Raw genomic sequence first — 21,685 nt, 5'->3', positions numbered from 1 at the left:
ACCCGGAGTTAAATTACCCGGAGCCAACTAACCCGCCGTCGTCGAAAAGAGCAAGGCAGAACGCATGAATATGCTGCGCACTCGCATCGATTTGGATGCCATTGCCCACAATGTCCGTGTGCTGAAGCGTGCGGCGGGGCAAGCGCAGCTGATGTGCGTCGTCAAGGCTGATGCTTATGGGCATGGTGTGGAGCGCGTGGTCCCGGTGATGGAAAAAGCTGGTGCCGATCTTTTTGGTGTGGCCACGATTGCTGAGGCCAGGCGGTTGCGCGAGCTCGGAACCGAATTGCCGATCATGGCGTGGTTGTGGGATGCAGCCAGCCCGGATGCAGCAGTCCAGGTGGCAGAAGCTCTTGCCGACGATATCCAGTTGGTGGCGTCGTCGTTGTCACATTTACGGTTGCTTGCCGACGCCAACATCCCGGCGACGATCACGCTGAAGGTAGAAACCGGGATGCACCGCAACGGCATTGAGCCAGTGGATTGGCACCAGGCTTTTGCGCTTGCAAAAACTGCGCCTCATTTGACGGTGCGCGGGTTGATGTCGCACCTGGCGTGCGCGGACGAGCCGGACAATCCCGCGAATGCCGCGCAGCTGGAGCAGTTCCGTGATGCGATTGCGCAGGCACGTGCGGCCGGGCTGGAGGTCCCGGTCAACCATATTGCTAATTCGGCGGCTACTTTGGAATTCCCTGACGCACATTGTCAGCAGGTGCGCCCGGGTATTGCCTGTTATGGTTTGGAGCCTGCCGACGGCTACGAGCATGATCTGCGCCCGGCGATGACGTGGGCAGCAAACGTGCTGAACGTGAAGCCGATCAGCATGGGGGAAGCAACGTCGTATGGGCTGACCTGGAGTGCAGAACAGGACAGCTACCTGGCGGTGGTGCCGTGCGGCTACGCTGATGGTTTGCCGCGTAGTGTGCAGGGGAACCTAGAGGTGGGAATTTCTGGCAAGCGTTACCGGCAGGTCGGCCGTGTGTGTATGGACCAGATTCTGGTAGATCTCGGCGAGAATCCATGGGGTGTGCAACCGGGCGACGAGGCCGTGTTGTTTGGCGAGCGCGGCATGTCCGCCACGGAGCTGGCGACTGCCACCGGCACCATTAATTATGAGATCGTGACTCGTCCGGGCGGGCGCACCGTGCGGGAGTATGAAGGGGGAGTGCAGTTGTGAGCGATTCCGCAACACCAGAATTTTCACAGGCAGGCAACGTATTCGAGCAGCCGGGCTCGATAGAACTCGCCACCGCCGATGCCACCCGTGAGTTTGGGGCGCAACTGGGTGCCACGCTTGCTGCCGGTGACGTGGTGATTTTGTCCGGCGGGCTCGGCGCTGGAAAAACCACGCTGACCCAAGGCATTGCGAAGGGGATGGATGTGCGCGGCCGGGTGACCAGCCCGACGTTTACGATCGCGCGTGTGCACCGGGCGCGCCGTGCCGATGCCCCCGATTTGGTGCATGTTGATGCTTATCGATTGCTCGGTGAGTCCGCAGCCGATCCTTGGGGCGAGCTGGATGCACTCGATCTTGATACTGATTTGGACACCTCCGTCGTCGTCGCGGAATGGGGTGCAGGCTTGGTGGAAGCGCTGACGCGGCGTTATTTGTTGGTGGAGTTGGACCGGGAAACTCTCGCGGCACAGGACCCGGAATCGGAAACCCGCATTATCACCTGGCGCTGGGCTGAGCATTAACGACCGCCTGAACACTGGCGACCGGCAGAACACTAGCGCTGGAACACCACCGGAAAACCTCGTTCGTGAAGTGTGACGGCCACGCGCTATCCTTGAAGCAGACTGCACGCCAGACTCCCATGTCTGTCTTTTATTTTTTTTGAAGGAGCTTGTATGCCGAAAAACGGCGGAGCCATCATCGGTACCATCGTCGCGCTGTTTTGCCTTGTCTTGGCCACAATGGTCGGGGCAGCTGCGATTGCACAGGACGATTCCGCGCCGAAGGAGTCTTTTGCTGGCACGTTGCACAAGGTGGACCAGCAGGGCCTGTCGACGACTGGTATTTCGCCAGCTGATCTCTTTGGTGAGGAATGGGTTGCCGGTACTTTCGTGTGCCCAGGTGTCACGGAGCGGGAATTGCTCGCTAGTGGCTTGAACCCTGCGGATTTCAACCTGGTCAATGAGGAGATCGACAAGCACGATAACTACCTGCTGTTGGCGAAAGAGACTGGCGAATACCACGTGGAGAAGATGTCCATCCACAACGTCAATCTCTGCACCATTCCGTTGCAGGGCCCATTCCAGACGCAAGCCATCATCCACTTGGAACAAGATGAAGAAGGCACCTGGAACTTCATTGGTTAATTATGTCTGCTAGTTTCCCCAGCCCGGTTCTCACCATTGATACCTCGACGCCCACGCTGGTGACGGGCGTAGTACACACGCTTGCCGACGGCACGGTTGCCGCTACCGAGAACACCGTGGAGAACACGCGTGCGCACAACGAGCTGCTCATGCCGACGGTCTTCGAGTTGTTGGAATCTACTGGTACCAAGCTCAGTGAGCTCGCCGCGGTGGTTGTCGGCTGCGGCCCGGGGCCGTTCAGTGGTTTGCGTGTGGGGATGGCTACGGCTTCTGGCCTGGGGCATGCTTTGGGTATTCCGGTGTATGGGGTGTGTTCGCATGACGCGATTGCTTGGCGTGCACTGCATGCCACGGACACGCTGGACACTACAGATGCGCTGAATTCCACGGACACGCTGGATGCCGCTGGTGCTACGACGGGAGAGCCTTCCGGCAACGTCTTGGTTGCTACTGACGCGCGTCGTCGGGAGACATATTGGGCCACCTACTCTGGCAACCGCCGTGTGGCAGGCCCGGATGTCGGCCCAGCGGAAACCTTGCAGCCGGATGTGGACCGGGTGGTTGCTCACCCGGCAATCGCCCAGCGTCTGCCGGAGAAATTGCAAAAGCTAGCAGCAGGCGAAGCCACTCCGGCGGTTCCCAGTGCACGTGGTCTCGTGGCAGTTGCGGATTTTGCGGCGGTACCACAACCACTCACTCCGCTGTATTTGCGCCGTCCGGATGCGAAAGAACCAGCCGCCAAGCCGGTGTCTGCGGCGTTGCGGTGGGCAGAAAACTGATGGCTTCTGTAACCAACCCGCTGGATATAGACCAGCTGCACTTGCGTGAACTTGGTGCTGCCGACGCGCATCGGTGTGCGCAATTAGAAACCGAGTTATTTGCGGATGAAGGACCGTGGTCCGAAGCAGAATTCCGCGCGGAATTTGCCGCTGCGCATACGTTTTATCTCGGGGTAGAAGCAGTGGGTAGCCCAGAGCCGGGCAAACCTGCAGCGCGCGTGTTGGTCGGTTACGCCGGGTTGGCGCAGCTAGGCCCGAAGAATGATCCGGAATTTGAAATTCATACCATTGGTGTCGATCCACGCGCGCAACGTCGTGGTGTGGCTCGGATGCTCATGGATAATTTTTGTTACGTTGCTGACCGCACCGGGGCGCCAATTTTTCTTGAAGTACGCACCGATAACGAACCTGCCATTGCGATGTATCGCGCCTATGGATTCGAGAATCTCGGGCTCCGGAAAAATTACTACCTGGGTGGCGGTGATGCCTATACGATGCGTCGGCCAGCCTTGGATACCACTCATTAAGGACGCACAATGATCATTGCTGGAATCGAATCTTCGTGTGATGAGACCGGAGTTGGCATCGTCCGCCTGCACACCGAGGAATTTGCTGCGGGTGCGGAGGCCAACAGTAACAGCGGTGCCGACGGGCAAACACACAACACCCAACCCCGGATCGAGGTGCTGGCCAATGTGGTGGCAAGTTCCATGGAGCAGCATGCGCGTTTCGGTGGCGTGGTGCCAGAGATCGCCTCGCGCGCGCACCTAGAGGCGCTGCCACAGGTGATGCAGCAAGCATTGGACGAGGCCGGAATCGACAAGCCCGATGCCGTCGCTGCCACGATAGGCCCTGGGCTGGCGGGCGCGTTGTTGGTTGGTGTCGCAGGTGCTAAAGCCTATGCCGCTGGCTGGGACGTGCCGTTTTATGGCGTGAACCACCTGGCTGGTCATGTTGCGGTAGCGAATCTAGAAGGCGAACCACTTCCGCACGCCGTGGCCTTGCTGGTATCTGGCGGTCATACCTCGTTGCTGGAGGTCGATGATGCGAACCAGCAGTACCGGGAATTGGGTGCGACGCTGGACGACGCCGCCGGTGAGGCGTATGACAAGGTCTCCCGGTTGCTTGGCTTGGGCTATCCCGGCGGGCCGTTGATCGACAAACTGGCTCGGAAAGGGCAGGTCACGGTCGATTTCCCTCGCGGGTTGTCCCGTGCAGAAGACTTGCGCGGCGAGCACCGCTTTGACTTTTCGTTTTCCGGCGTTAAGACCTCCGTCGCGCGCTTTGTCGAAAAAGCCGAGCGTAATGGCGAATCGATTAATGCGGAAGATTTATGTGCCTCGTTTCAAGAAGCCGTCTGTGATGTGCTGACGAAAAAGGCGGTCATGGCGTGTAAAGACACCGGAGCTTCCACGTTGTTGCTGGGCGGCGGCGTGGTTGCGAATTCCCGGTTGCGCGAGTTGGCGCAACGCCGTTGTGATTCTGCGGGCATCACCCTGCGCATCCCGCGGTTTGAATATTGCACGGATAACGGTTTGATGATCGCCGCTGCGGCAGCCCAGCAGATTGCGCACGGTGCAAAGCCTGCAAGTTGGGATATAGCGACGGATCCGGCTCTGGAATTGGGTACAGACTCGCCGTCGACAAGCGAGCGGTAAGTTGCTAACACTACGCTCAAGATAGTTGTCACTTAGCACCCAGGTAGGTAGAGTGCTAATAGGTTGTTTGACCCACAGTTGTTCACCCGCGACGACGGCTGTGCTGGACATCCACAACCGGCACATAACAGCTTCGCGTGCTGGTCACATAGATGATCGCACGCATCGGACCTGATTTCACGAAAGGAATCATCGTGGCAAACATCAAACCGCTCGAAGACAAAGTTCTGGTGCAGATCAAAGAAGCAGAAACCACCACGGCATCCGGCCTGGTTATTCCGGATTCTGCTAAGGAAAAGCCACAGGAAGCCACCGTCATCGCTGTTGGCCCAGGCCGCACCGACGACAAAGGTGAGCGCGTGAAGCCAGATGTCAACGAGGGTGACACCGTCATCTTCTCCAAGTTCGGCGGCACTGAGTTGAAGTACGACGGCCAGGAATACCTGCTGCTTTCGGCTCGTGACCTGCTGGCAGTCATCGAAAAGTAAGGGGGAGTAAGCCGCTATGGCAAAACTCATTGCTTTTGATCAACAGGCGCGTGAGCACCTGCAAGCAGGCGTCGACACGCTCGCCGATACCGTTAAGGTCACCCTCGGCCCGCGTGGCCGCAATGTCGTGCTGGATAAGGCTTTCGGCGGGCCACTGGTTACCAACGACGGTGTGACCATCGCCCGCGATATTGATCTGTCTGAGCCTTTCGAGAACCTCGGTGCGCAGCTGGTGAAATCCGTTGCGGTAAAAACCAACGACGTTGCAGGTGACGGCACCACCACCGCCACGCTGCTGGCACAGGCCCTGATCTTTGAGGGCCTGCGCAATGTGGCATCTGGTGCGAACCCAGTAGAGCTCAACCGCGGTATCGCTGCGGCTGCAGAAAAGACCGTGGAAGAGCTGAAGGCGCGCGCCACCCAGGTTAACTCCAGTGCTGAAATTGCCCAGGTTGCAACAGTGTCCTCGCGTGACAGCGAAGTTGGCGACATGGTCGCTGGTGCGATGGATAAGGTCGGCAAAGACGGCGTTGTCACCGTGGAAGAATCGCAGTCCATGGAATCGTCTGTTGAGGTCACCGAAGGTGTGGCGTTCGATAAGGGATTCTTGTCGCCGTATTTCGTGACGGATCAGGAAACTCAGCAGGCCGTCTTGGATGATCCATATGTGCTGCTGGTGCGCAACAAGATTTCTTCCTTGCCGGATTTCTTGCCGTTGCTGGAAAAGATCGCTGAGGCTGGCAAGCCGGTGCTGATCGTCGCCGAAGATGTCGAGGGCGAAGCCCTGCAGGCGCTGGTGGTCAACGCTATCCGCAAGACGCTGAAGGTCGCTGCCGTCAAGGCACCGTATTTTGGTGATCGTCGCAAAGCGTTCATGGATGACTTGGCAGTGGTCACCGATGCTACCGTGATTGACCCAGAAATCGGTGTTAACCTGCATGAGGCTGGCCTGGAAGTGCTGGGTTCGGCTCGTCGCGTCACCGTCGAGAAGGACGAGACCGTGCTTGTCGACGGCGCCGGTTCCGATGCTGCTTTGGAGGAGCGTCGCGAGAAGATCCGCCGTGAGATCGAATCCACCGATTCCACCTGGGACAAGGAAAAGGCCGAAGAGCGCCTGGCAAAACTGTCCGGTGGCGTGGCTGTCATCCGTATTGGCGCTGCTACCGAGACCGAGGTTAACGAGCGTAAGCTACGCGTCGAAGACGCAATCAACGCTGCCCGCGCTGCGGTTGAGGAAGGCGTGATCGCCGGCGGCGGTTCCGCGCTGGTGCAGATCGCCGAGACGTTGAAGTCTTATGCAGAACAGTTCGAGGGCGAAGCCCGCGTGGGTGTCGAATCGGTTGCGCGTGCTCTGACCAAGCCAGCGTTCTGGATTGCCCACAATGCTGGTGAGGATGGCGCCGTGGTTGTTTCCCGCATCGCGGAGATGGCCAATGGTGAAGGCTTCAATGCCGCCAACCTGGAATACGGCAACTTGATCGACAACGGTATTATCGACCCGGTCAAGGTCGCGCACTCCGCTGTGGTTAACGCCTCCTCGGTTGCCCGCATGGTGCTGACCACCGAGGCTTCGGTCGTCGACAAGCCTGCGGAATCTGACGATTCCGAGGGCGGCCACGGCCATCACCATCATCACTAAGGCGCCGCGAATCGGCCTGCTAATAACACAGCGTTCTGTGTGATGGCCGGGTAAAGGCCGGTCGTGCCGTGGCCCCTAAACAGTGCGAATGCTAAATAGCGTGAGCGCTGTTGGGTGCGTATGACGAGAAAGCCGCCGGGAGTACTAGAAAATTATCTGGTGCTTCCGGCGGTTATGTTATCTCCGCGCACTGGCCACGATTTTTTGGGGCGAACAAGTTAGCGAATTTTCCGGTCTGAATTCAACACGTGTGCTGGTGCGGTTATAAGATAGATCGGAAGAAAAACAGCAAGAAACGGCAAGAAATAGATCACGTCGACTACAGCCACTGCCGGTGTGGCGCGAATGTGACGTCAGCGTGATGCCAATGAAAGATGTGGGACGTGAGCGATTCTGATGAAGAACTCGCGCGGTTGGTTCCCCAGGCAATAGACGGGGATCGCCGCGCCATGCAGCATGTCATGCGGATTATCCACCCGCAGGTGCTGCGCTATTGTCGCGCCCGCATTGGCGGTGGGAAAACCCCAACTGCCGACGACGTTGCCCAAGAAGTCTGCCTTGCGGTGGCGAATTCGATGGACAAATTTGTCGACCGTGGTCGGCCGTTCATGGCTTTTGTCTACGGTATTGCTTTCAATAAAGTTGCCGACGCACACCGTTTTATGGGTAAGGACCGTTTACATCCGGCGGAGGAGATGCCGGAAGAGCCGGATCTGAATCCCAGCCCGGAAGATGCTGCATTAGAATCCGATGGTTGTAACACAGTTCGCGCGATGCTCGATACTTTAAATGACAAAGCTCGGGACATCATTATCATGCGTGTATTTGTGGGTATGACGGCCGAGGAAACAGCGCAAGCACTGGGAAGCACTCCTGGTGCGGTGCGGGTGGCGCAGCACCGTGCGCTTGCTCAACTTCGCAAGCGTGTGGATGAAGAGAATTCAAGGGAGTGAACGTGAACCGACGCGACTGGGAGAAGGACGATTTCTTCCTGGATCAGTTGTCGCAAGGGATTGATCCTTCGCAGGGGCAGGATCCCCTCGCGGCCGCATTATTAGGTTTGCGTACCGAAATTGAATCCGAGATTTCTGCGGCCCCTGAGCTTGCCGACGCCGACCACAACGTCGTGCCACTGCACTCTGGCGGCGGCCGTTCTCGGCATCGCCTATCGCGCGCTGATGCGCGTCGTTCGCGTCGTGCCTCCCGAACAAACGGCCACGGTTCCGGCGGTGGGCTGGGCAGTGGTTCCGGCGCTGGCCGACGATTCGGCTGGGGAAGTGCACTGGTGGGGGCGGCAGCAGCCACCGCGTTGTTTGCCGTCGGCAGTGTGAGCGTTTATCACGCCACTCCGAATTCGCCGCTGTGGGGCGTGCACCAATCGTTGTTTGATGATGAAGAAGCAGCCCGCGTGGAGCTCGCCAGCACTTTGGAGCAGCTGGAGGATAGCGCTCACCGGGGTGATGAGGATGCTACTCGTCAGTTGATTGCCGAGGCTCGCACGTTGCTGGATAATCTGCGTGAGCGCAAGGAAGCTAAGCAGAATAAAGGCGCTGCGGAGGGCGCAACCGGGAAAGACGGTTCCGCGAATACTGAGGGTAAAACCACCAAGCCGAAGGCTACGGTGACTCGTGTACGCCCGCAGCCGGAGGGCGAGTCTGAACCGCACACGGTGACAGAAACCAAAGAAGTCACCGTGACAAAGACCGTTGAACCTTCGCAACAAAACCCGCAACCTGCACCGGGCGGGAACCAGGAGCCACGCCCACGGCCATCAGCTGGTGAACAAGCCCCGCAGGCGCCACAGCCACAGCCGCAATCCCCTGGGCAGCCGCAGCCGGAATCGCAGCAGTCACAGCAGCAGGGGCAAGGGGCACATAGCCAGGGCCCGAATGACCAAGGGCAGGGTGGGCAGGAATCGCGCCCTGGAAACGACAACACCGCCCCGGCTGGTCCAGAAAGCTAGACCAACGGTGGGGCGGCGGAAGCCGAATGCCCAGGCTGAAAGTCGAGACCGAAGAACTCAGGCTGCGTGATGCGTGCTGGCTCATGCGCAAAATAGCGCGCACCAGTCCAGCGCACTAGTTCAGGTGTTTGCGGTTCAAGCCGTCGTAAAAGCCAACCGCGTATTCCCACGGGGTGTAGCGGTCAGTATTTGGCTGCGCGGACGGCTCATGCACAGGCGCTAGTTCACCGTCGAGGGTGGAACGCATATTCGCGGCCATGATGTCCCAGTCATAGTAGTGCTGTTCTTCGCAGTCTTCGCAGATGAAAAATATGCCATCGATGCCGAATTGCGGCAGGATTTTTGCCATGCCGCGTACCATGCGTAGGTCCTGTTCCAGCATGATGCGTTCTTCGTCGGAAAGCTCCGGCATGGGCTCGTCAGCGTCGAGGAACGACGCCGGATCGTTCGGATCATCGGCGAAGGGGTCGCGGGGCATATTCGAGTCAAAGTCCACATAGCACAGACTATTGTCAAAACCACTCATATTCAATTCCCCCGGCTAGCCCTTTCGCTGATAAAGCAACTACGATGTGAATACAGAGATGTGACTACAGAGTTGACACTAGATAGCTGCATTCGACGGCTAGCTATGGCTGATTACCGGTCTGACGAGCTGGAAGCAGGAAAAGGAGAATTTTGGGAATGACTGACCAACGCGTACATACTGGCGGCGATGACCCAAATAAGGTCGCACTGTACGGCCTCACATTCGACGACGTGCTGCTGCTGCCTGCGGAATCCAACGTTATTCCCTCGGAAGTTGATGTTTCTTCGCGGTTTAGCCGCAACATCAACTTGGGGCTGCCGGTTGCCTCCGCCGCGATGGATACCGTCACCGAGGCCCGCATGGCTATCGCGATGGCGCGCCAGGGCGGCATTGGTGTGTTGCACCGTAACCTGTCGATCGACGAGCAGGCACAACAGGTTGAGATCGTGAAGCGCTCAGAATCCGGCATGGTGACAGACCCGGTGACCGCCCGCCCGGATATGACAATCACCGAGGTCGATGATCTGTGCGCTCGGTTCCGGATTTCTGGCCTGCCGGTCGTTGATGCTGATGGCCATTTGGTGGGTATTTGCACTAACCGCGATATGCGCTTTGAGGCAGACCCGCACCGGCTAGTGCGCGATGTCATGACGCCAACCCCGCTCGTGGTCGCCAAGGAAGGCGTCAGCAAGCAGGAAGCACTGAGCCTGCTCAGCGAAAACAAGGTGGAAAAGCTGCCGATCGTGAACGAGGACAACAAGCTTGTTGGTCTGATCACGGTCAAGGACTTTGTGAAAACCGAGCAGTTCCCGCACGCTTCCAAAGACAAGGAAGGCCGCCTGCTGGTTGCTGCCGGTATCGGTACTGGCGATGAGTCCTTCCAGCGCGCCGGTGCTTTGGTGCAAGCCGGCGTCGACGTGCTCGTGGTGGATTCCGCGCATGCGCACAACAACCGCGTGCTGCAGATGGTCTCTGATGTGAAAAAGGCTTTCCCGCACGTCGATGTTGTGGGCGGTAACTTGGCGACGCGCGAGGCGGCTCAGGCCATGATCGATGCGGGCGCCGACGGCATCAAGGTTGGTATCGGTCCGGGCTCTATTTGCACCACCCGCGTGGTTGCTGGTGTGGGTGCACCGCAGATCACCGCCATCTTGGAGGCCGCCTCTGTCGCTGGCCCAGCCGGTATTCCGGTTATCGCCGATGGCGGTATGCAGTACTCCGGTGATATTGCCAAGGCCCTGGCTGCTGGCGCGGACTGCGTCATGCTGGGTTCCATGCTGGCCGGTACGAAGGAATCCCCGGGCGATATCGTCGTTGTGGGCGGCAAGCAGTACAAGCGCTACCGCGGCATGGGCTCGATGGGCGCGATGCAGGGACGCGGCTTGACTGGCGAGAAGCGTTCGTATTCCAAGGACCGGTACTTCCAGGCCGATGTGCGCAGCGAGGACAAGCTGGTGCCAGAAGGCGTGGAAGGCAAGGTTCCTTACCGCGGCGAGATTGACGCGATTACCCACCAGATCATCGGTGGTCTGCGCGCGTCTATGGGATATACCGGTTCTGCGTCGATCCCGGAGTTGAAGACCAAGCGCTTCGTGCAGATCACCGCGGCAGGCTTGGCGGAATCTCACCCGCACCACTTGCAGCAGACCATGGAAGCTCCGAACTACCGCTAGAGCTACCTCGAGAAGCTCACGCATAACGTTTGTCGTTATAGGAAGGTTTATTCAGTGCGCGAATATGCAGAGATAGGGATCGGCCGTGAGGCGCGCCGTACCTACGGGCTTGAGGATATTTCCATCATCCCGACCCGTCGTACCCGCTCCTCGAAGGACGTCGATACTACCTGGAGCATCGACGCTTATAACTTCGATATCCCGGTCTGCTCGCATGCTTCTGATGCGTTGGCGAGCCCGGAGTTTATCATTGAGATGGGAAAGCAAGGTGGCCTGGGCATCATCAATGCGGAAGGGTTGTGGGGGCGTGTCGACGACCTCGCTGGCGCTGTCGAGGCCGTCACCAAGGCGGACAACCCTACCGAGCATCTGCAGAAGCTGCACGCGCTGCCACTCGATGTGGAGCTGCTGGCGCGTCGTATCGCTGAGGTCCGGGAATCCGGTGTGACCGTTGCGGTGCGCGTGTCGCCGCAGCGGGCACGGGAATTGGCGCCCAAGGTGATCGCAGCCGGCACTGAGATTCTGGTGATTCAGGGAACGCTGATTTCTGCTGAGCATGTTTCTGCCGACGGCGAGCCGCTGAACTTGAAGGAGTTCATTGGCTCGTTGGAGGTCCCCGTTATTGCTGGTGGCGCGGTGGATTACACCACTGCGCTGCATTTGATGCGCACGGGCGCGGCGGGCGTGATCGTGGGTGGTGGCGTGAATACCAACGATATTTCGTTGGGCATCAATGTTCCGAAAGCCACCGCGATCGCCGATATTGCTGCCGCGCGCCGGGATTATTTGGATGAGACCGGTGGCCGTTACGTGCATATTCTTGTCGACGGCATGCTGGCGAATGCTGGCGATATTGTTAAGGCTATCGCGTGTGGTGCTGATGCTGTCGTCCTCGGCCCACTGTTGGCACAGGCCGAAGAGGCTGCCGCGGGTGGTTGGTTCTGGCCGTCGGTGGCTGGCCACCCAAGCTTCCCGCGCGGATATGTGGAAATCTATAGCGACATTGAACTAGGCGAGGGCGTTACTGGGGAAGATCAAGCTTTCGATCCCACGACGGTTGTTTCCAAAAATTCCCCGCTGGAAGTTGTGTTGCACGGCCCGTCGTCCGATCCGTTTGGGCGGCAGAATTTGGTCGGTGGTTTGCGTCGTGCGATGGCAAAGTGCGGGTACACCGATTTGAAGGCTTTCCAAAAAGTCGACTTGGCTGTGCATTAGTGGCTAGTGGCTAGTGGCCGTGCACTAGTCGCTGGACGCTACTGGCGACGTCGTGGCACAACTTTTCTGCCAACGTCCTGTAGCTTTTTCAGCTTCGACCGCGGCGCGCCATTCGCGCCAGAGCCCCCGGTTCCGACGGTTTGCACCACGGAGGCTGCGATCACCACGCCGATGGCTACTAGTTTCAGCGTGCTGATGTTTTGCGCGAGTAGTAGCCACCCGAAGAATGCGGCGAAGACGGGTTCGAGGGAAATCAGAATGGAAAAGACATTGGGCGCCAGCCCGCGCAGCGCGATCAATTCCAAGGAATACGGCACCAGCGACCCCAAGATTCCGGTGCCAATGGCAAACCACCCGGTATCGGTGGAGCTCACCAGGTTCCATGCGCCGCCAGCGCCCATCGGTAGCATCGCGACGCCGCCGACGACGAACGCCACGGCCAACCCGCCCTGGCCAGGTACCAGCGCACCGGCGTTTTTATTCGCCAGGATATAAATGGCCCAGAACAAGGCTGCCCCCAGCAAGAATGCCACGCCCAGTGGGTTGAGCGGGTTGCCGTTGAAAGCATCCAGGCCCAGTAGTGCCATGCCGGTCATAGCGAGGATGACGCAGAGACCGTGATAAAAATGCTGCCAGCAGCAGTGGTCCTAAAAATTCGATGGTCACGGCGGGGCCGAGGGGTACTAGGTCAATTCCGGCGTAGAAAAATCCGTTCATCAGGCCCAGCGATAGTCCAAGTCCGAGTACCCCGGCCCATTGTTGCCGGTTCCATTCGTGTACCCGCGGACGCGTGATGGCCAGCAATACCACTGCCGCGACGAGTAGCCGCACCGCCGAGGTACCCCAGGTGCCGCCGTCGTCAAAAAGCTTCACTGCCAGCGCAGATCCCAGTTGCAGCGAGATGCACGAGCCGATGATGCACAGCACAGAGATGGGGTTTGCCGAAGATGCCATGGCTGTGATTATTCCGTCTGCATGATTCTTGAGTCCAATAGTCCAACCCACTAGTTCGCAGCGCGCATCATCTGGGGTGCGCATCGCTCGGGTTGTGCACTGTTTGGGTTATGCGCCGCCTGGGTTGTGGCCGTGAGTTAAACTATGGGGCGTGACTGATGCAGCAACTCCACGCCCTGTCCTTGTCGTCGACTTCGGTGCGCAATACGCGCAGCTGATCGCGCGTCGTGTGCGCGAGGCACAGATGTATTCCGAGGTCATCGCCCACGATGCGCCGATTGCGCAGTTCCGGGAGAAAAACCCGGTTGCGCTGGTGCTGACCGGCGGCCCGAGCTCCGTGTATGCCGATGGTGCGCCGTCGTTGCAGCCAGAATTGCTGGAGCTGGGGGTACCGGTTTTCGGTATTTGCTACGGCTTCCAGGCGATGACGCACGCGTTGGGCGGCACTGTCGCCCAGACCGGTAAGCGCGAGTACGGCCGTACGGATTTGACGCTTGCCGACGGTTGCGGTGTGCTGCACGAGGGCTTGGCGCAGACTCACAAGGTGTGGATGTCGCATGGTGATTCCGTCTCAAAGGCTCCGGAAGGATTCGAGGTCACTGCTACTTCGGATGGTGCGCCGGTGGCTGCGTTTGAGTGCTTGGAAAAGAAGATGGCTGGCGTGCAGTACCATCCTGAGGTGTTGCACAGCCCGCATGGTCAGCAAGTGCTGGAGCGTTTTTTGACGCAGGTCGCGGGCTTGCAGCCGACGTGGACTCCGGGTGCTATTGCGGAGTCTTTGGTGGCTGATGTCCGCGCCCAGATTGGCGAGGGCCGCGCTATTTGTGGCCTGTCCGGTGGCGTGGATTCCGCGGTGGCTGCAGCGCTGGTGCAGCGCGCGATTGGCGACCGGTTGACTTGTGTATTCGTCGACCATGGTTTGCTGCGTTCCGGTGAGCGCGAGCAGGTAGAGCAGGATTTCGTTGCCGCTACCGGCGCGCGCCTGGTCACCGTCGATGAGCGTGAGGCCTTTTTGCAGAAGTTGGCTGGCGTGACCGATCCGGAGGCCAAGCGCAAGGCGATCGGCGCGGAGTTCATCCGTTCCTTCGAACGCGCGGTTGCTGGTGTCTTGGATGATGCCCCAGAAGGTGCGTCGGTGGACTTCCTGGTGCAGGGCACGCTGTATCCAGACGTCGTGGAATCCGGTGGGGGATCGGGCACGGCGAATATTAAATCGCACCACAACGTCGGTGGTTTGCCGGATGACGTGGAATTCGAGCTGGTGGAGCCGCTGCGTTTGTTGTTTAAGGACGAGGTCCGCGCTGTGGGCCGCGAGCTGGGCTTGCCGGATGAGATTGTCTCGCGTCAGCCGTTCCCGGGCCCTGGCTTGGGTATTCGCATTATTGGTGAGGTCACCGCGGATCGTCTGGAAACCCTGCGTGCTGCCGATTTGATTGCCCGCGAGGAACTCACCGCTGCGGGTATGGATGCCGAGATTTGGCAGTGCCCGGTGGTGTTGCTTGCCGACGTGCGCTCTGTCGGTGTGCAGGGCGATGGCCGTACCTACGGTCATCCGATTGTGCTGCGCCCGGTGTCGTCGGAGGATGCGATGACTGCCGACTGGACTCGCGTGCCGTATGAGGTGCTGGAGACGATTTCTACGCGCATTACCAACGAGGTTGCAGAGGTTAACCGAGTGGTCGTCGACGTGACCTCGAAGCCACCGGGAACCATCGAGTGGGAATAAGGAGTAGTTGAAAATGCTGGGCCTGAAGCTAGCTTAGATCTCAGCTTTCTTCAGGCGCTTGGCGTTTGCGCTTTCGAGTCTCAACTCCGGAGATGAAAACGATCAGTCCTAGTGTCGCTATTGCCATCGTCGCTAATGTCGAAGCTATTTCGGTAATAGTCAATATGATAGCAATTAGCGCTAGTACTATGGATACAATGTTATGAATCCGCATTTTTTTTAAAAGCAATTCTCACGAATTCCTGAAATTCCGGAAAGTTCTGCAGCAAGAGAAGCAAGCATGCCAGTTACGGTGTCTTCGTCGGCGCGTTCTTTTGCAATGTTATTAGATTTCTCATTTTTCCTCCTAGTCAGTGGGCTTGACAACCCTGTGCTTATGCAGAAACCCTCTTGAGTAAGATTATTTTATTAAACTTTGCCTAACCTTGCCAATAATTAAACTTTAGGTACGGGTGGGATGTATGGAAAATAATCTGATTTTCTGGGTCTACACATTGGAAATGTTAGATCCTTGATGGTCTCAGGGCTACTTAACGTCTTATTTTGACTGATCGCTAAGGTGTAGCGCCCGTTGTCATGTAGACCCATCGGGCTAAGATAGCTTGTCCTTTTATCTAGGTGTGATACCTCCAGATGTTCGAACATGGTTGCGCGTTTAGAAAACCTGTGTCATACTGTCGCTATGACTCAAACAGGTATTCGTGCGCGAGAGGGGCGGGAGCAGCAAGAATCTGTAGCTGTTCTTGCCGACGTGCGTGCGGAGCGTGTGGCGTCATTGCGGAATAAAATTGCTGGTTTAGAGTCCGCAGCAAACTTAACTCCTGTTCAACAAAAACCGCGTCTGCTCAGTAATGATTCTGTTTCTGAAGGAAATGAATCTTCTGTAGATCCATACCGTGTGGTGGAATTGTCTGGTCAGCTCGCTGGTGTTATTCCCATCGGTGGGTTGCCGAAAAACTCTGTGTCTCATTGTAGTGATTGCCCTGCACTCGTCTCTGAACTTATCGCACAAATTAGCGCACAGGGAAAAACAGTCGCTATTGTGAACTGGTCAGATCTTTCCTTGGCGCAGGTCGCGGAAAGCGGGGATCTCTCAAAAATCATCACGGTTCCCAACCCGGGTGGGGAATGGATAACGGTGCTCGGTGTGCTGGCAGAAGGTGTAGATGTGTTGATTTATCGCAGCCCGCGTACTCATACTTTGAGCCCTACGCAAGCACGCCCGCTGCTGGCGAAAATCCGCAAGGGTAGGGCGGCTGTTCTTACTGTTGGTGCACAAGTGCCCTCACCGGCACTGACAATTAATGCTCAGGTCACTGGTTTTTCTGGTATCGGTTGCGGTACTGGGCGCATCCGAAATGCAGAAATTGCGGTCAGCTCCTACAGCAAAACCCACCGGAATAGGCCTGTCGTGCTCACGTGTGGTGTGCGCTCGAGTGCTGTAGCTAGCAGCTCAGTACCTAGCGCCGCAGTATCTGGTAGCCCCGAACCACTACAGGCGGTGCAGTAAATGACTGCCACGGTTCCGTCTCGCATTCAGCCGGAAACAGAGCGACGCATGCAGCCTGCAGTAGAGAGACATCAGCATTCCCGCAGGGTAGACAACCGCATTGCCGTGTTGTGGTTTCCAGACTGGCCAGTGCAAGCCGCATTACTGGAAGAAACCCGCCAGGCCATGAGCGCAGAAAGCCCGGTTATCGCATTGGCCAGCAACCATCGCATCACCGCGTGCTGCGATAAAGCCCGTGGTCAAGGGGTGCGCCGTGGCATGAAACTGCGCGCATCCCAAGCATTGTGCCCATCCATGGTGGTGCGTGATACCGACCCGCAACGTGACGGCCGCCTGTTTAGCGCCATTGTCGAGGAATTGGAGGATGTCTCTGCGTCCCTCGAGGTGCTGCGCCCTGGGATGGTTGCGCTGAACCTGACCGCCGCCACGCGTTTCTACGGTAGTGAACAAGCCGCCTTAGAACATTTCATTGATGCTGCTGCACACGAGGGAATCGATGCCACCGCTGGTGCTGCCGACGAGTTACCCACTGCCATCATTGCCGCCCGACACCGCGTGCTTGGTACCGTTGTCCAGCCTGGTGAGTCCGCTGCATTCTTGCAGCAGCAACCATTGTCTGTGTTGCTCGCAGAACCCGCGCTGGGCTGTCAGAAAGATACCGTGGAAACCCTTGCCAGTTTGGGAATTTCCACCTTGGGGGAGCTTACTGAACTGCCTACCACTGCGATCAGCACTCGCTTCGGCAGCGCGGGCCTGCACTGCCACCGCATCGCAAGCGCGCAACAGCAACGCAAAGTCGCTCCCGATGCAGCAGAGCTAGATCTGTCGGCCACCATCGCACCGGAAGAGCCCATCACGCGTGTTGATGAAGCCGCTTTTATTGCGCGTATGCTCGCCGACCAGGTGCACCAGCAACTGGCCGCACAGGGACTGAATTGTGTGCGCATCAAAATTGCGGCAGAAACTGACGACGGAACGACGATTTCCAAAGTCTGGCGCACCACTACGGCTCTGACAGAACACGCCACTGCCGAACGGGTGCGATGGCAACTCGACGGATGGCTTTCCAGCGGTGGGGCCGGGGCGATCGTGGAATTATCCTTGATCCCACTGGAAACCCAAACTCCGACAACCACCGGCTCCATCATTGAGGCCGATACTGTCGTAGCAGAAGAAACCACTACTACCGTGGTCTCCCGGCTGCAGTCCATGCTTGGCTTTGATGCGGTGCAGCAACCACACGCTGCTGGTGGCCGGGGAGTTGCCGAGCGTGTGCGCTTTCTGCCCTACGGGCAAGCCCCAGAAAATAGTTCAGAACACGATAAACACACCACCAGCTGGATCGGTGCCATCCCTACGCCATTGCCGACACGGCTCGGCGGCGGGCTAGAGCACCCAGCTAGCCGGGTGCGTGTGGTCGATGAGCACGGCACCGAGGTGTTTGTCACTGCAGAAGCCGTGCTCAGCGCAGATCCCGTCGGTATGGCTTGGGGCAATAAGAGATTCCGTGTGCTTGGCTGGTCTGCGCCCTGGCCCGTGGATACCGGGTGGTGGGACGGTGAGGCGGAAGCAGACGAGCAGCGACTCGCGCGGATGCAGCTCGTCGGCAAGAACCCTGGTGATAAATACCCGAAAGCCTGGTTGCTGGTGTGGTGGCGCCGCAGTTGGCGCATCGAGGCTATGTACTAATGAGGCTATGTACTAATGCAAAATATCGATGACCAGCCTCGTCGGCCCGCGCAAAACTTGCACAGAAAACGGCTGTTTCATGTCCATCGCCAAGAAATATTGCGAACGGCCATCATGCATGCCACCGGGGATGAAATCCTTGATAACACCCAGCTCTTGCTCGGATTCACTAGCCGAATCGTTGGCCTTGTCGACGAGCTTGTCCAAATCCGGGCCGGAAAGCTTCTTGTCAATAGTCTCAGGCCGGACCGTGCCGTCGATATTGATATTCAGTGCAACGAGATGATCCATCTCTACCGGCCTGCCTGAGCCCTGGTGGAAAGGCTGCTCGGTATACGAGACATACCAGCCCGGCATCCCATTGCCCGCCATCTCAAACACGATGCGGTCGAAACCATCATGGCCAGCCATGCGAATATCGGTGATAGCAAGCTCAGCAGGGGCCTCTACACGTTCGGTTTTTGGTGCGCCGTCGGCGTTACCCAAAGCCGTCAACCCTGCGGGCGCAGAATGCTCTGGCTGCGGTGACGCCGGAGTCTGCGGCGGCTGGGTCTGGTTGGCGGATCCTGACCCAGCCCCGGATCCAGAACCTGTACCGGCTCCCTTATGAGCGTTCTTAGGATCCTGCGCGCCCGCCATGTGGGTGGCTGGATTGCGCAGGCTCAAAGCAGCAGAGTGAGAGGAATTCGGGTTTTTTGTGTCCGAAGCGACGCCGGAAGCAGCAGAATCTGCAGCATCTCCCGGGGTGTTAGCCTGGTAACCAGCCTTGTTTTCTCCGGAGGCAGTATTGCCAGCACCAGTCTCGGTGTTCGTGCACGCACCCAGCACAAGGCAAGCCACCACAGCTATGGCAAGGCTAGGCACGCGTCGCTTCCGGAAAACCATATCCAATACCGTAGTCGTCCGATACAGGTGAGCCAAAGAAAAACCAGTAAAAAGCACAAAGCGATAGGAAGACTCAACCAAATCGTTGCACAATTGTGTTCTAGGCTTAAGACATGAGTCAGCCCGAACCCCACCAGCAACCCCAGCAACCCAAACAAACTCAGCCAGAATCCCAGTTGCAGTCCACGCGGTCCACACAGCCAAGCGCACATCCAGATCACGCCCCACGTTGTTCCGATGTACAGGTAGAACCTATGCCGGGTACCGCGAAACGTGACCGCATGTATGTGGTTTTCGAATGGCCCGCAGGCTGGAGCCGGGATGTACTCGACGGCGACACTTTCGGCGTGGACCTTTCCGCCCAAATCAAAGCGCACTTGGGTGCTGGGGTCGGTTTTCAACTTATCCGTAAACCCGGCCGCGCCGGGCATCAGATGCCGCAACGCCACCGTGCATACCTGGTGTATCCGGAACAAGCCTATGCAGAACTGCTCTATCTCGACGGGCCGGAAGATATTCTGCAGTTGGACCTGACAGGACCCGGAAACAATAAGCATCTCGACGCTCGCCCAAGCCGCGAGCCTCTGGTGCTGGTCTGCACCCATGCCAAGCGGGATGTCTGTTGTGCGGTGAAAGGCCGCCCACTGGCTGCATACATGGACACCCACGCGCCTAACGATGACATGGTCTGGGAAACCTCACACACCAAAGGCCACCGCTTCGCCCCGGCAATGTTGCTGATGCCCTGGGGCTATAGTTTTGGCCGTGTGAATGAACACGCAGGCGAGCGACTGGTGCATGCTGCGCTAGAGGGCAAATATTTTTATCCTGGAAACCGCGGTCGGGGTATTTATGATGAGCCGAGCCAGGCTGCAGAAGTAGCGGTGGCTGGACAGTTGCTGGAAGCCGGTGAGCAGCTGTATTACCAGGATCTGGTTTTCGCTCAGCGGCTGGAGTCTAGCGATGCCAACGCCGACACTGATACCGAAACTTGTGCGGTGGAGGTCGGCCACCGCGATGGCCGTGTGTGGCAGGTGAGGTTGGAGAACAAGCTTTTCGACGGCGTCGTGGCTTCCTGCGGGAAAAACCCTGCGACGAAGCCAGGCTGGGTGGTTACCGGTATGACTATGTCATCTTCAGCGTGATCGTCATGATTTTTACGGGCACAGGTTCCACGGTTATTTCCTGCCGGTTATTTTACTTCTTTTCCGAATGTGGTTGCGATTTTCCGTGCGGTTTCTTTGGCGAAGGGGCCGACTCCGGTGATCGTTGCTGACCCGGGGCCAGTCCAGTCACCGTAACCGACTAAGTGTAGATCGGCATATTTTGGAGTCGTGCCATTGAGCAGATGCCTAATCGGGTTCAGCGCGGGTCGGAAACCGGTGCACCAGATCAGATGTTCGGCGCTGACTTCATCGAGAGAGTCAAACATCGGAGTTGCCTGCAACCGCCCGGAATCACGAGCCTCGCGCACTTTCGGCAGGGCGACGATGTCGCCCAGGTTGCTATCAGCCCCAGGGTCTTCGTCGCCACGTTGCAGGGCTAGGGTTCGTTTTCTATTGCGGCGAAATAACACGCGGCCATCGACATCATCAGGCATCCACCGTGGTTCATGCCGGGTGTACCAGGTGACATCGGCATGGTCGGCGAGTTCGGCGGTTATTTGTGCCGCAGAGTTTCCGGCACCTGCTACAGCGACAGAAGAATCGCCGAAGGGGTCCGGCCCGGGATAATTCGCGGAATGCCATTGGGTGCCGTCAAACGTGCCTGGGTAATGCGGAACAAAAGGGCTAGACCAGGTTCCAGTGGCAGCGACGATGTGTGTTGCGGTCCAGGACTGCTCGCCAGCAAAAACCTGGTAGCCGTCGTCATTCCGTTCTACTTGGTCAACGTATACGGGTCGGTCAACGGGAATCTGGTAGCGCTGCTCATATTCGTCCAAATAAGCAACGACGTGGTCAGCCGGAGGGAAGCCGTCGTATTCTGGCATGGGTTTGCCCGGAAGATTGGAAAAACTCGCGGTGGAAAACAACGTCATGGACGGCCATACGTGACGCCATGCCCCACCAGGGGCGTCTTGATCATCCAGAATGAGGGTGTCGACCCCAGCGCGCAGTAGATAGTAGGCGGTGGCCAGGCCTGATTGGCCGCCTCCAATAATGATGGCTTCGTGGTGGTCAATGTTGGGGTGGTCAAAGTTGGGGTTGCGTTCGTGAGCGCGTGTGCCGGTCGTATTCATAGATTTTGTCCCTTGCGCTGTCTTGCCTTCCATCGTGTCGCCGTTGCTGTTTGCTTAGTTCTATCCGATCTGCAGGACGGTACGTAGTTCTGCGAAAAGCTGTGGACGCACGCGGTGGGTGACCGTACGGCCGACTCGTACCTTGTTTAATAAGCCGACCTCGGTTAAGCGTGCTAAATGATGGGATACGGTAGGTTGGCTCAACCCTGATAATTCTGTTAACTCTGCGACGCTAACTGGTTCGCATCCCTCCGCAGCTAGCCGCGAGAGTAATCGTAGGCGGGTGGGATCGGACAGCGCTGTGAACAGAATGGAATAGCGTTCAGCTTCGCTTTTGGTCAAAAGGCCAGATCCCAGGGAACAACAGGAGGCAGGATCAGTCAGCGGGGAAGTCTCTGGGGAGGTCATAACAACTA

The 21,685-nt window shown here is 58.0% G+C and carries 22 protein-coding genes; 16 read left to right on the top strand and 6 right to left on the bottom strand.

Annotated elements, in window-relative coordinates; translation table 11 throughout:
• Window positions 1-64: 64 nt before the first annotated feature.
• The 10 genes from alr (at window position 65) to ACP8MI_RS08725 (ending at window position 8,849) form a co-directional block, all read left to right on the top strand.
• A complete protein-coding gene (gene alr / locus ACP8MI_RS08770; protein ID WP_239211512.1) occupies window positions 65-1,177 on the top strand; it encodes an alanine racemase in 1,113 nt (370 codons plus the stop codon).
• Entirely contained in the window at window positions 1,174-1,698 is a 525-nt protein-coding gene (gene tsaE, locus ACP8MI_RS08765; RefSeq protein WP_239211513.1) for a tRNA (adenosine(37)-N6)-threonylcarbamoyltransferase complex ATPase subunit type 1 TsaE, read from the top strand. Before alr ends, tsaE begins: the two co-directional genes overlap by 4 nt.
• A gap of 153 nt (window positions 1,699-1,851) precedes the next feature.
• Window positions 1,852-2,322, top strand: a complete 471-nt coding sequence (locus ACP8MI_RS08760; RefSeq protein WP_239211515.1) for a hypothetical protein — start codon at window positions 1,852-1,854, stop codon at window positions 2,320-2,322.
• Between the two features lie 2 nt (window positions 2,323-2,324).
• A complete protein-coding gene (tsaB, locus tag ACP8MI_RS08755) occupies window positions 2,325-3,101 on the top strand; it encodes a tRNA (adenosine(37)-N6)-threonylcarbamoyltransferase complex dimerization subunit type 1 TsaB (RefSeq protein ID WP_239211517.1) in 777 nt (258 codons plus the stop codon).
• Between the two features lie 35 nt (window positions 3,102-3,136).
• The gene (rimI, locus tag ACP8MI_RS08750; protein ID WP_026168073.1) at window positions 3,137-3,628 is read left to right on the top strand and encodes a ribosomal protein S18-alanine N-acetyltransferase; all 492 of its coding nucleotides are present in this window, start codon (window positions 3,137-3,139) and stop codon (window positions 3,626-3,628) included.
• A gap of 9 nt (window positions 3,629-3,637) precedes the next feature.
• Window positions 3,638-4,759: a tRNA (adenosine(37)-N6)-threonylcarbamoyltransferase complex transferase subunit TsaD gene (gene tsaD / locus ACP8MI_RS08745; RefSeq protein ID WP_284589565.1), complete on the top strand. Its 1,122-nt coding sequence runs from the start codon at window positions 3,638-3,640 to the stop codon at window positions 4,757-4,759.
• Between the two features lie 188 nt (window positions 4,760-4,947).
• Entirely contained in the window at window positions 4,948-5,247 is a 300-nt protein-coding gene (gene groES, locus ACP8MI_RS08740; RefSeq protein WP_126844147.1) for a co-chaperone GroES, read from the top strand.
• A 16-nt stretch (window positions 5,248-5,263) separates the two neighbouring features.
• Complete coding sequence (gene groL, locus ACP8MI_RS08735; RefSeq protein ID WP_018121493.1) at window positions 5,264-6,886, top strand: chaperonin GroEL; 1,623 nt, start codon at window positions 5,264-5,266, stop codon at window positions 6,884-6,886.
• Between the two features lie 374 nt (window positions 6,887-7,260).
• On the top strand, window positions 7,261-7,839 hold the full coding sequence (locus ACP8MI_RS08730; RefSeq protein ID WP_018121494.1) for a sigma-70 family RNA polymerase sigma factor: 579 nt from the start codon (window positions 7,261-7,263) through the stop codon (window positions 7,837-7,839).
• Window positions 7,840-7,841: 2 nt separating this feature from the next.
• Complete coding sequence (locus tag ACP8MI_RS08725; protein ID WP_126844041.1) at window positions 7,842-8,849, top strand: hypothetical protein; 1,008 nt, start codon at window positions 7,842-7,844, stop codon at window positions 8,847-8,849.
• A gap of 115 nt (window positions 8,850-8,964) precedes the next feature.
• Here ACP8MI_RS08725 and ACP8MI_RS08720 read toward each other — a convergent pair whose 3' ends face one another.
• Complete coding sequence (locus ACP8MI_RS08720; protein ID WP_018121497.1) at window positions 8,965-9,375, bottom strand: DUF5319 domain-containing protein; 411 nt, start codon at window positions 9,373-9,375, stop codon at window positions 8,965-8,967.
• A gap of 158 nt (window positions 9,376-9,533) precedes the next feature.
• Between ACP8MI_RS08720 and guaB the strand changes: the two genes are divergently transcribed.
• Window positions 9,534-11,051, top strand: coding sequence for an IMP dehydrogenase (gene guaB, locus ACP8MI_RS08715; RefSeq protein WP_018121498.1), 1,518 nt, complete (start codon window positions 9,534-9,536; stop codon window positions 11,049-11,051).
• A 54-nt stretch (window positions 11,052-11,105) separates the two neighbouring features.
• Window positions 11,106-12,266 (top strand): GuaB3 family IMP dehydrogenase-related protein, encoded by a 1,161-nt coding sequence (locus tag ACP8MI_RS08710; RefSeq protein ID WP_147579228.1) that lies wholly within the window; start codon window positions 11,106-11,108, stop codon window positions 12,264-12,266.
• Between the two features lie 38 nt (window positions 12,267-12,304).
• On the opposite strand, the gene ACP8MI_RS08705 is transcribed toward ACP8MI_RS08710, so the two are convergent.
• Both ACP8MI_RS08705 and ACP8MI_RS08700 read right to left on the bottom strand, forming a co-directional pair.
• A complete protein-coding gene (locus tag ACP8MI_RS08705; RefSeq protein ID WP_490290660.1) occupies window positions 12,305-12,862 on the bottom strand; it encodes an EamA family transporter in 558 nt (185 codons plus the stop codon).
• Entirely contained in the window at window positions 12,744-13,220 is a 477-nt protein-coding gene (locus ACP8MI_RS08700) for an EamA family transporter (RefSeq protein WP_425654307.1), read from the bottom strand. The genes ACP8MI_RS08705 and ACP8MI_RS08700 overlap by 119 nt, the downstream gene beginning before the upstream one ends.
• A 151-nt stretch (window positions 13,221-13,371) precedes the next feature.
• Here ACP8MI_RS08700 and guaA point away from each other — a divergent pair, with 151 nt between their 5' ends.
• The 3 genes from guaA to ACP8MI_RS08685 all read left to right on the top strand — a co-directional run bounded on the left by guaA (window position 13,372) and on the right by ACP8MI_RS08685 (window position 18,145).
• Window positions 13,372-14,946, top strand: coding sequence for a glutamine-hydrolyzing GMP synthase (guaA, locus tag ACP8MI_RS08695; protein WP_018121501.1), 1,575 nt, complete (start codon window positions 13,372-13,374; stop codon window positions 14,944-14,946).
• A 682-nt stretch (window positions 14,947-15,628) separates the two neighbouring features.
• Window positions 15,629-16,456 (top strand): hypothetical protein, encoded by an 828-nt coding sequence (locus ACP8MI_RS08690; protein WP_249606028.1) that lies wholly within the window; start codon window positions 15,629-15,631, stop codon window positions 16,454-16,456.
• Window positions 16,457-18,145, top strand: coding sequence for a Y-family DNA polymerase (locus tag ACP8MI_RS08685; protein WP_284589567.1), 1,689 nt, complete (start codon window positions 16,457-16,459; stop codon window positions 18,143-18,145).
• A gap of 12 nt (window positions 18,146-18,157) precedes the next feature.
• On the opposite strand, the gene ACP8MI_RS08680 is transcribed toward ACP8MI_RS08685, so the two are convergent.
• Window positions 18,158-18,988: an AMIN-like domain-containing (lipo)protein gene (locus ACP8MI_RS08680; RefSeq protein WP_284589568.1), complete on the bottom strand. Its 831-nt coding sequence runs from the start codon at window positions 18,986-18,988 to the stop codon at window positions 18,158-18,160.
• A gap of 296 nt (window positions 18,989-19,284) precedes the next feature.
• Between ACP8MI_RS08680 and ACP8MI_RS08675 the strand changes: the two genes are divergently transcribed.
• Window positions 19,285-20,175 carry a sucrase ferredoxin gene (locus ACP8MI_RS08675; protein WP_018121506.1) on the top strand — a complete coding sequence of 297 codons (891 nt, stop codon included), beginning with the start codon at window positions 19,285-19,287 and terminating at the stop codon, window positions 20,173-20,175.
• A gap of 47 nt (window positions 20,176-20,222) precedes the next feature.
• Here ACP8MI_RS08675 and ACP8MI_RS08670 read toward each other — a convergent pair whose 3' ends face one another.
• Window positions 20,223-21,269 carry an ArsO family NAD(P)H-dependent flavin-containing monooxygenase gene (locus tag ACP8MI_RS08670; protein WP_018121507.1) on the bottom strand — a complete coding sequence of 349 codons (1,047 nt, stop codon included), beginning with the start codon at window positions 21,267-21,269 and terminating at the stop codon, window positions 20,223-20,225.
• 60 nt (window positions 21,270-21,329) lie between these two features.
• Complete coding sequence (locus tag ACP8MI_RS08665) at window positions 21,330-21,677, bottom strand: ArsR/SmtB family transcription factor (protein WP_081604988.1); 348 nt, start codon at window positions 21,675-21,677, stop codon at window positions 21,330-21,332.
• Window positions 21,678-21,685: the final 8 nt, after the last annotated feature.

The organism is Corynebacterium sp. LaCa_70 (assembly GCF_058182015.1).
Note: the sequence above shows the minus strand (reverse complement) of the source record. Positions and strands in the feature narration are given on the sequence as shown.

What these genes read in the sequence shown, in the direction of transcription:
- ACP8MI_RS08730 (WP_018121494.1), top strand. Translation starts at nt 7,261, where the DNA reads ATGTGGGACGTGAGCGATTCTGATGAAGAACTCGCGCGGTTGGTTCCC.
- ACP8MI_RS08690 (WP_249606028.1), top strand. Translation starts at nt 15,629, where the DNA reads ATGACTCAAACAGGTATTCGTGCGCGAGAGGGGCGGGAGCAGCAAGAA.
- alr (WP_239211512.1), top strand. Translation starts at nt 65, where the DNA reads ATGAATATGCTGCGCACTCGCATCGATTTGGATGCCATTGCCCACAAT.
- ACP8MI_RS08685 (WP_284589567.1), top strand. Translation starts at nt 16,457, where the DNA reads ATGACTGCCACGGTTCCGTCTCGCATTCAGCCGGAAACAGAGCGACGC.
- tsaD (WP_284589565.1), top strand. Translation starts at nt 3,638, where the DNA reads ATGATCATTGCTGGAATCGAATCTTCGTGTGATGAGACCGGAGTTGGC.
- ACP8MI_RS08700 (WP_425654307.1), bottom strand. Translation starts at nt 13,220, where the DNA reads ATGGCATCTTCGGCAAACCCCATCTCTGTGCTGTGCATCATCGGCTCG.
- ACP8MI_RS08675 (WP_018121506.1), top strand. Translation starts at nt 19,285, where the DNA reads ATGCCGGGTACCGCGAAACGTGACCGCATGTATGTGGTTTTCGAATGG.
- groL (WP_018121493.1), top strand. Translation starts at nt 5,264, where the DNA reads ATGGCAAAACTCATTGCTTTTGATCAACAGGCGCGTGAGCACCTGCAA.
- tsaB (WP_239211517.1), top strand. Translation starts at nt 2,325, where the DNA reads ATGTCTGCTAGTTTCCCCAGCCCGGTTCTCACCATTGATACCTCGACG.
- ACP8MI_RS08705 (WP_490290660.1), bottom strand. Translation starts at nt 12,862, where the DNA reads ATGACCGGCATGGCACTACTGGGCCTGGATGCTTTCAACGGCAACCCG.
- guaB (WP_018121498.1), top strand. Translation starts at nt 9,534, where the DNA reads ATGACTGACCAACGCGTACATACTGGCGGCGATGACCCAAATAAGGTC.
- ACP8MI_RS08720 (WP_018121497.1), bottom strand. Translation starts at nt 9,375, where the DNA reads ATGAGTGGTTTTGACAATAGTCTGTGCTATGTGGACTTTGACTCGAAT.
- ACP8MI_RS08760 (WP_239211515.1), top strand. Translation starts at nt 1,852, where the DNA reads ATGCCGAAAAACGGCGGAGCCATCATCGGTACCATCGTCGCGCTGTTT.
- ACP8MI_RS08665 (WP_081604988.1), bottom strand. Translation starts at nt 21,677, where the DNA reads ATGACCTCCCCAGAGACTTCCCCGCTGACTGATCCTGCCTCCTGTTGT.
- ACP8MI_RS08670 (WP_018121507.1), bottom strand. Translation starts at nt 21,269, where the DNA reads ATGAATACGACCGGCACACGCGCTCACGAACGCAACCCCAACTTTGAC.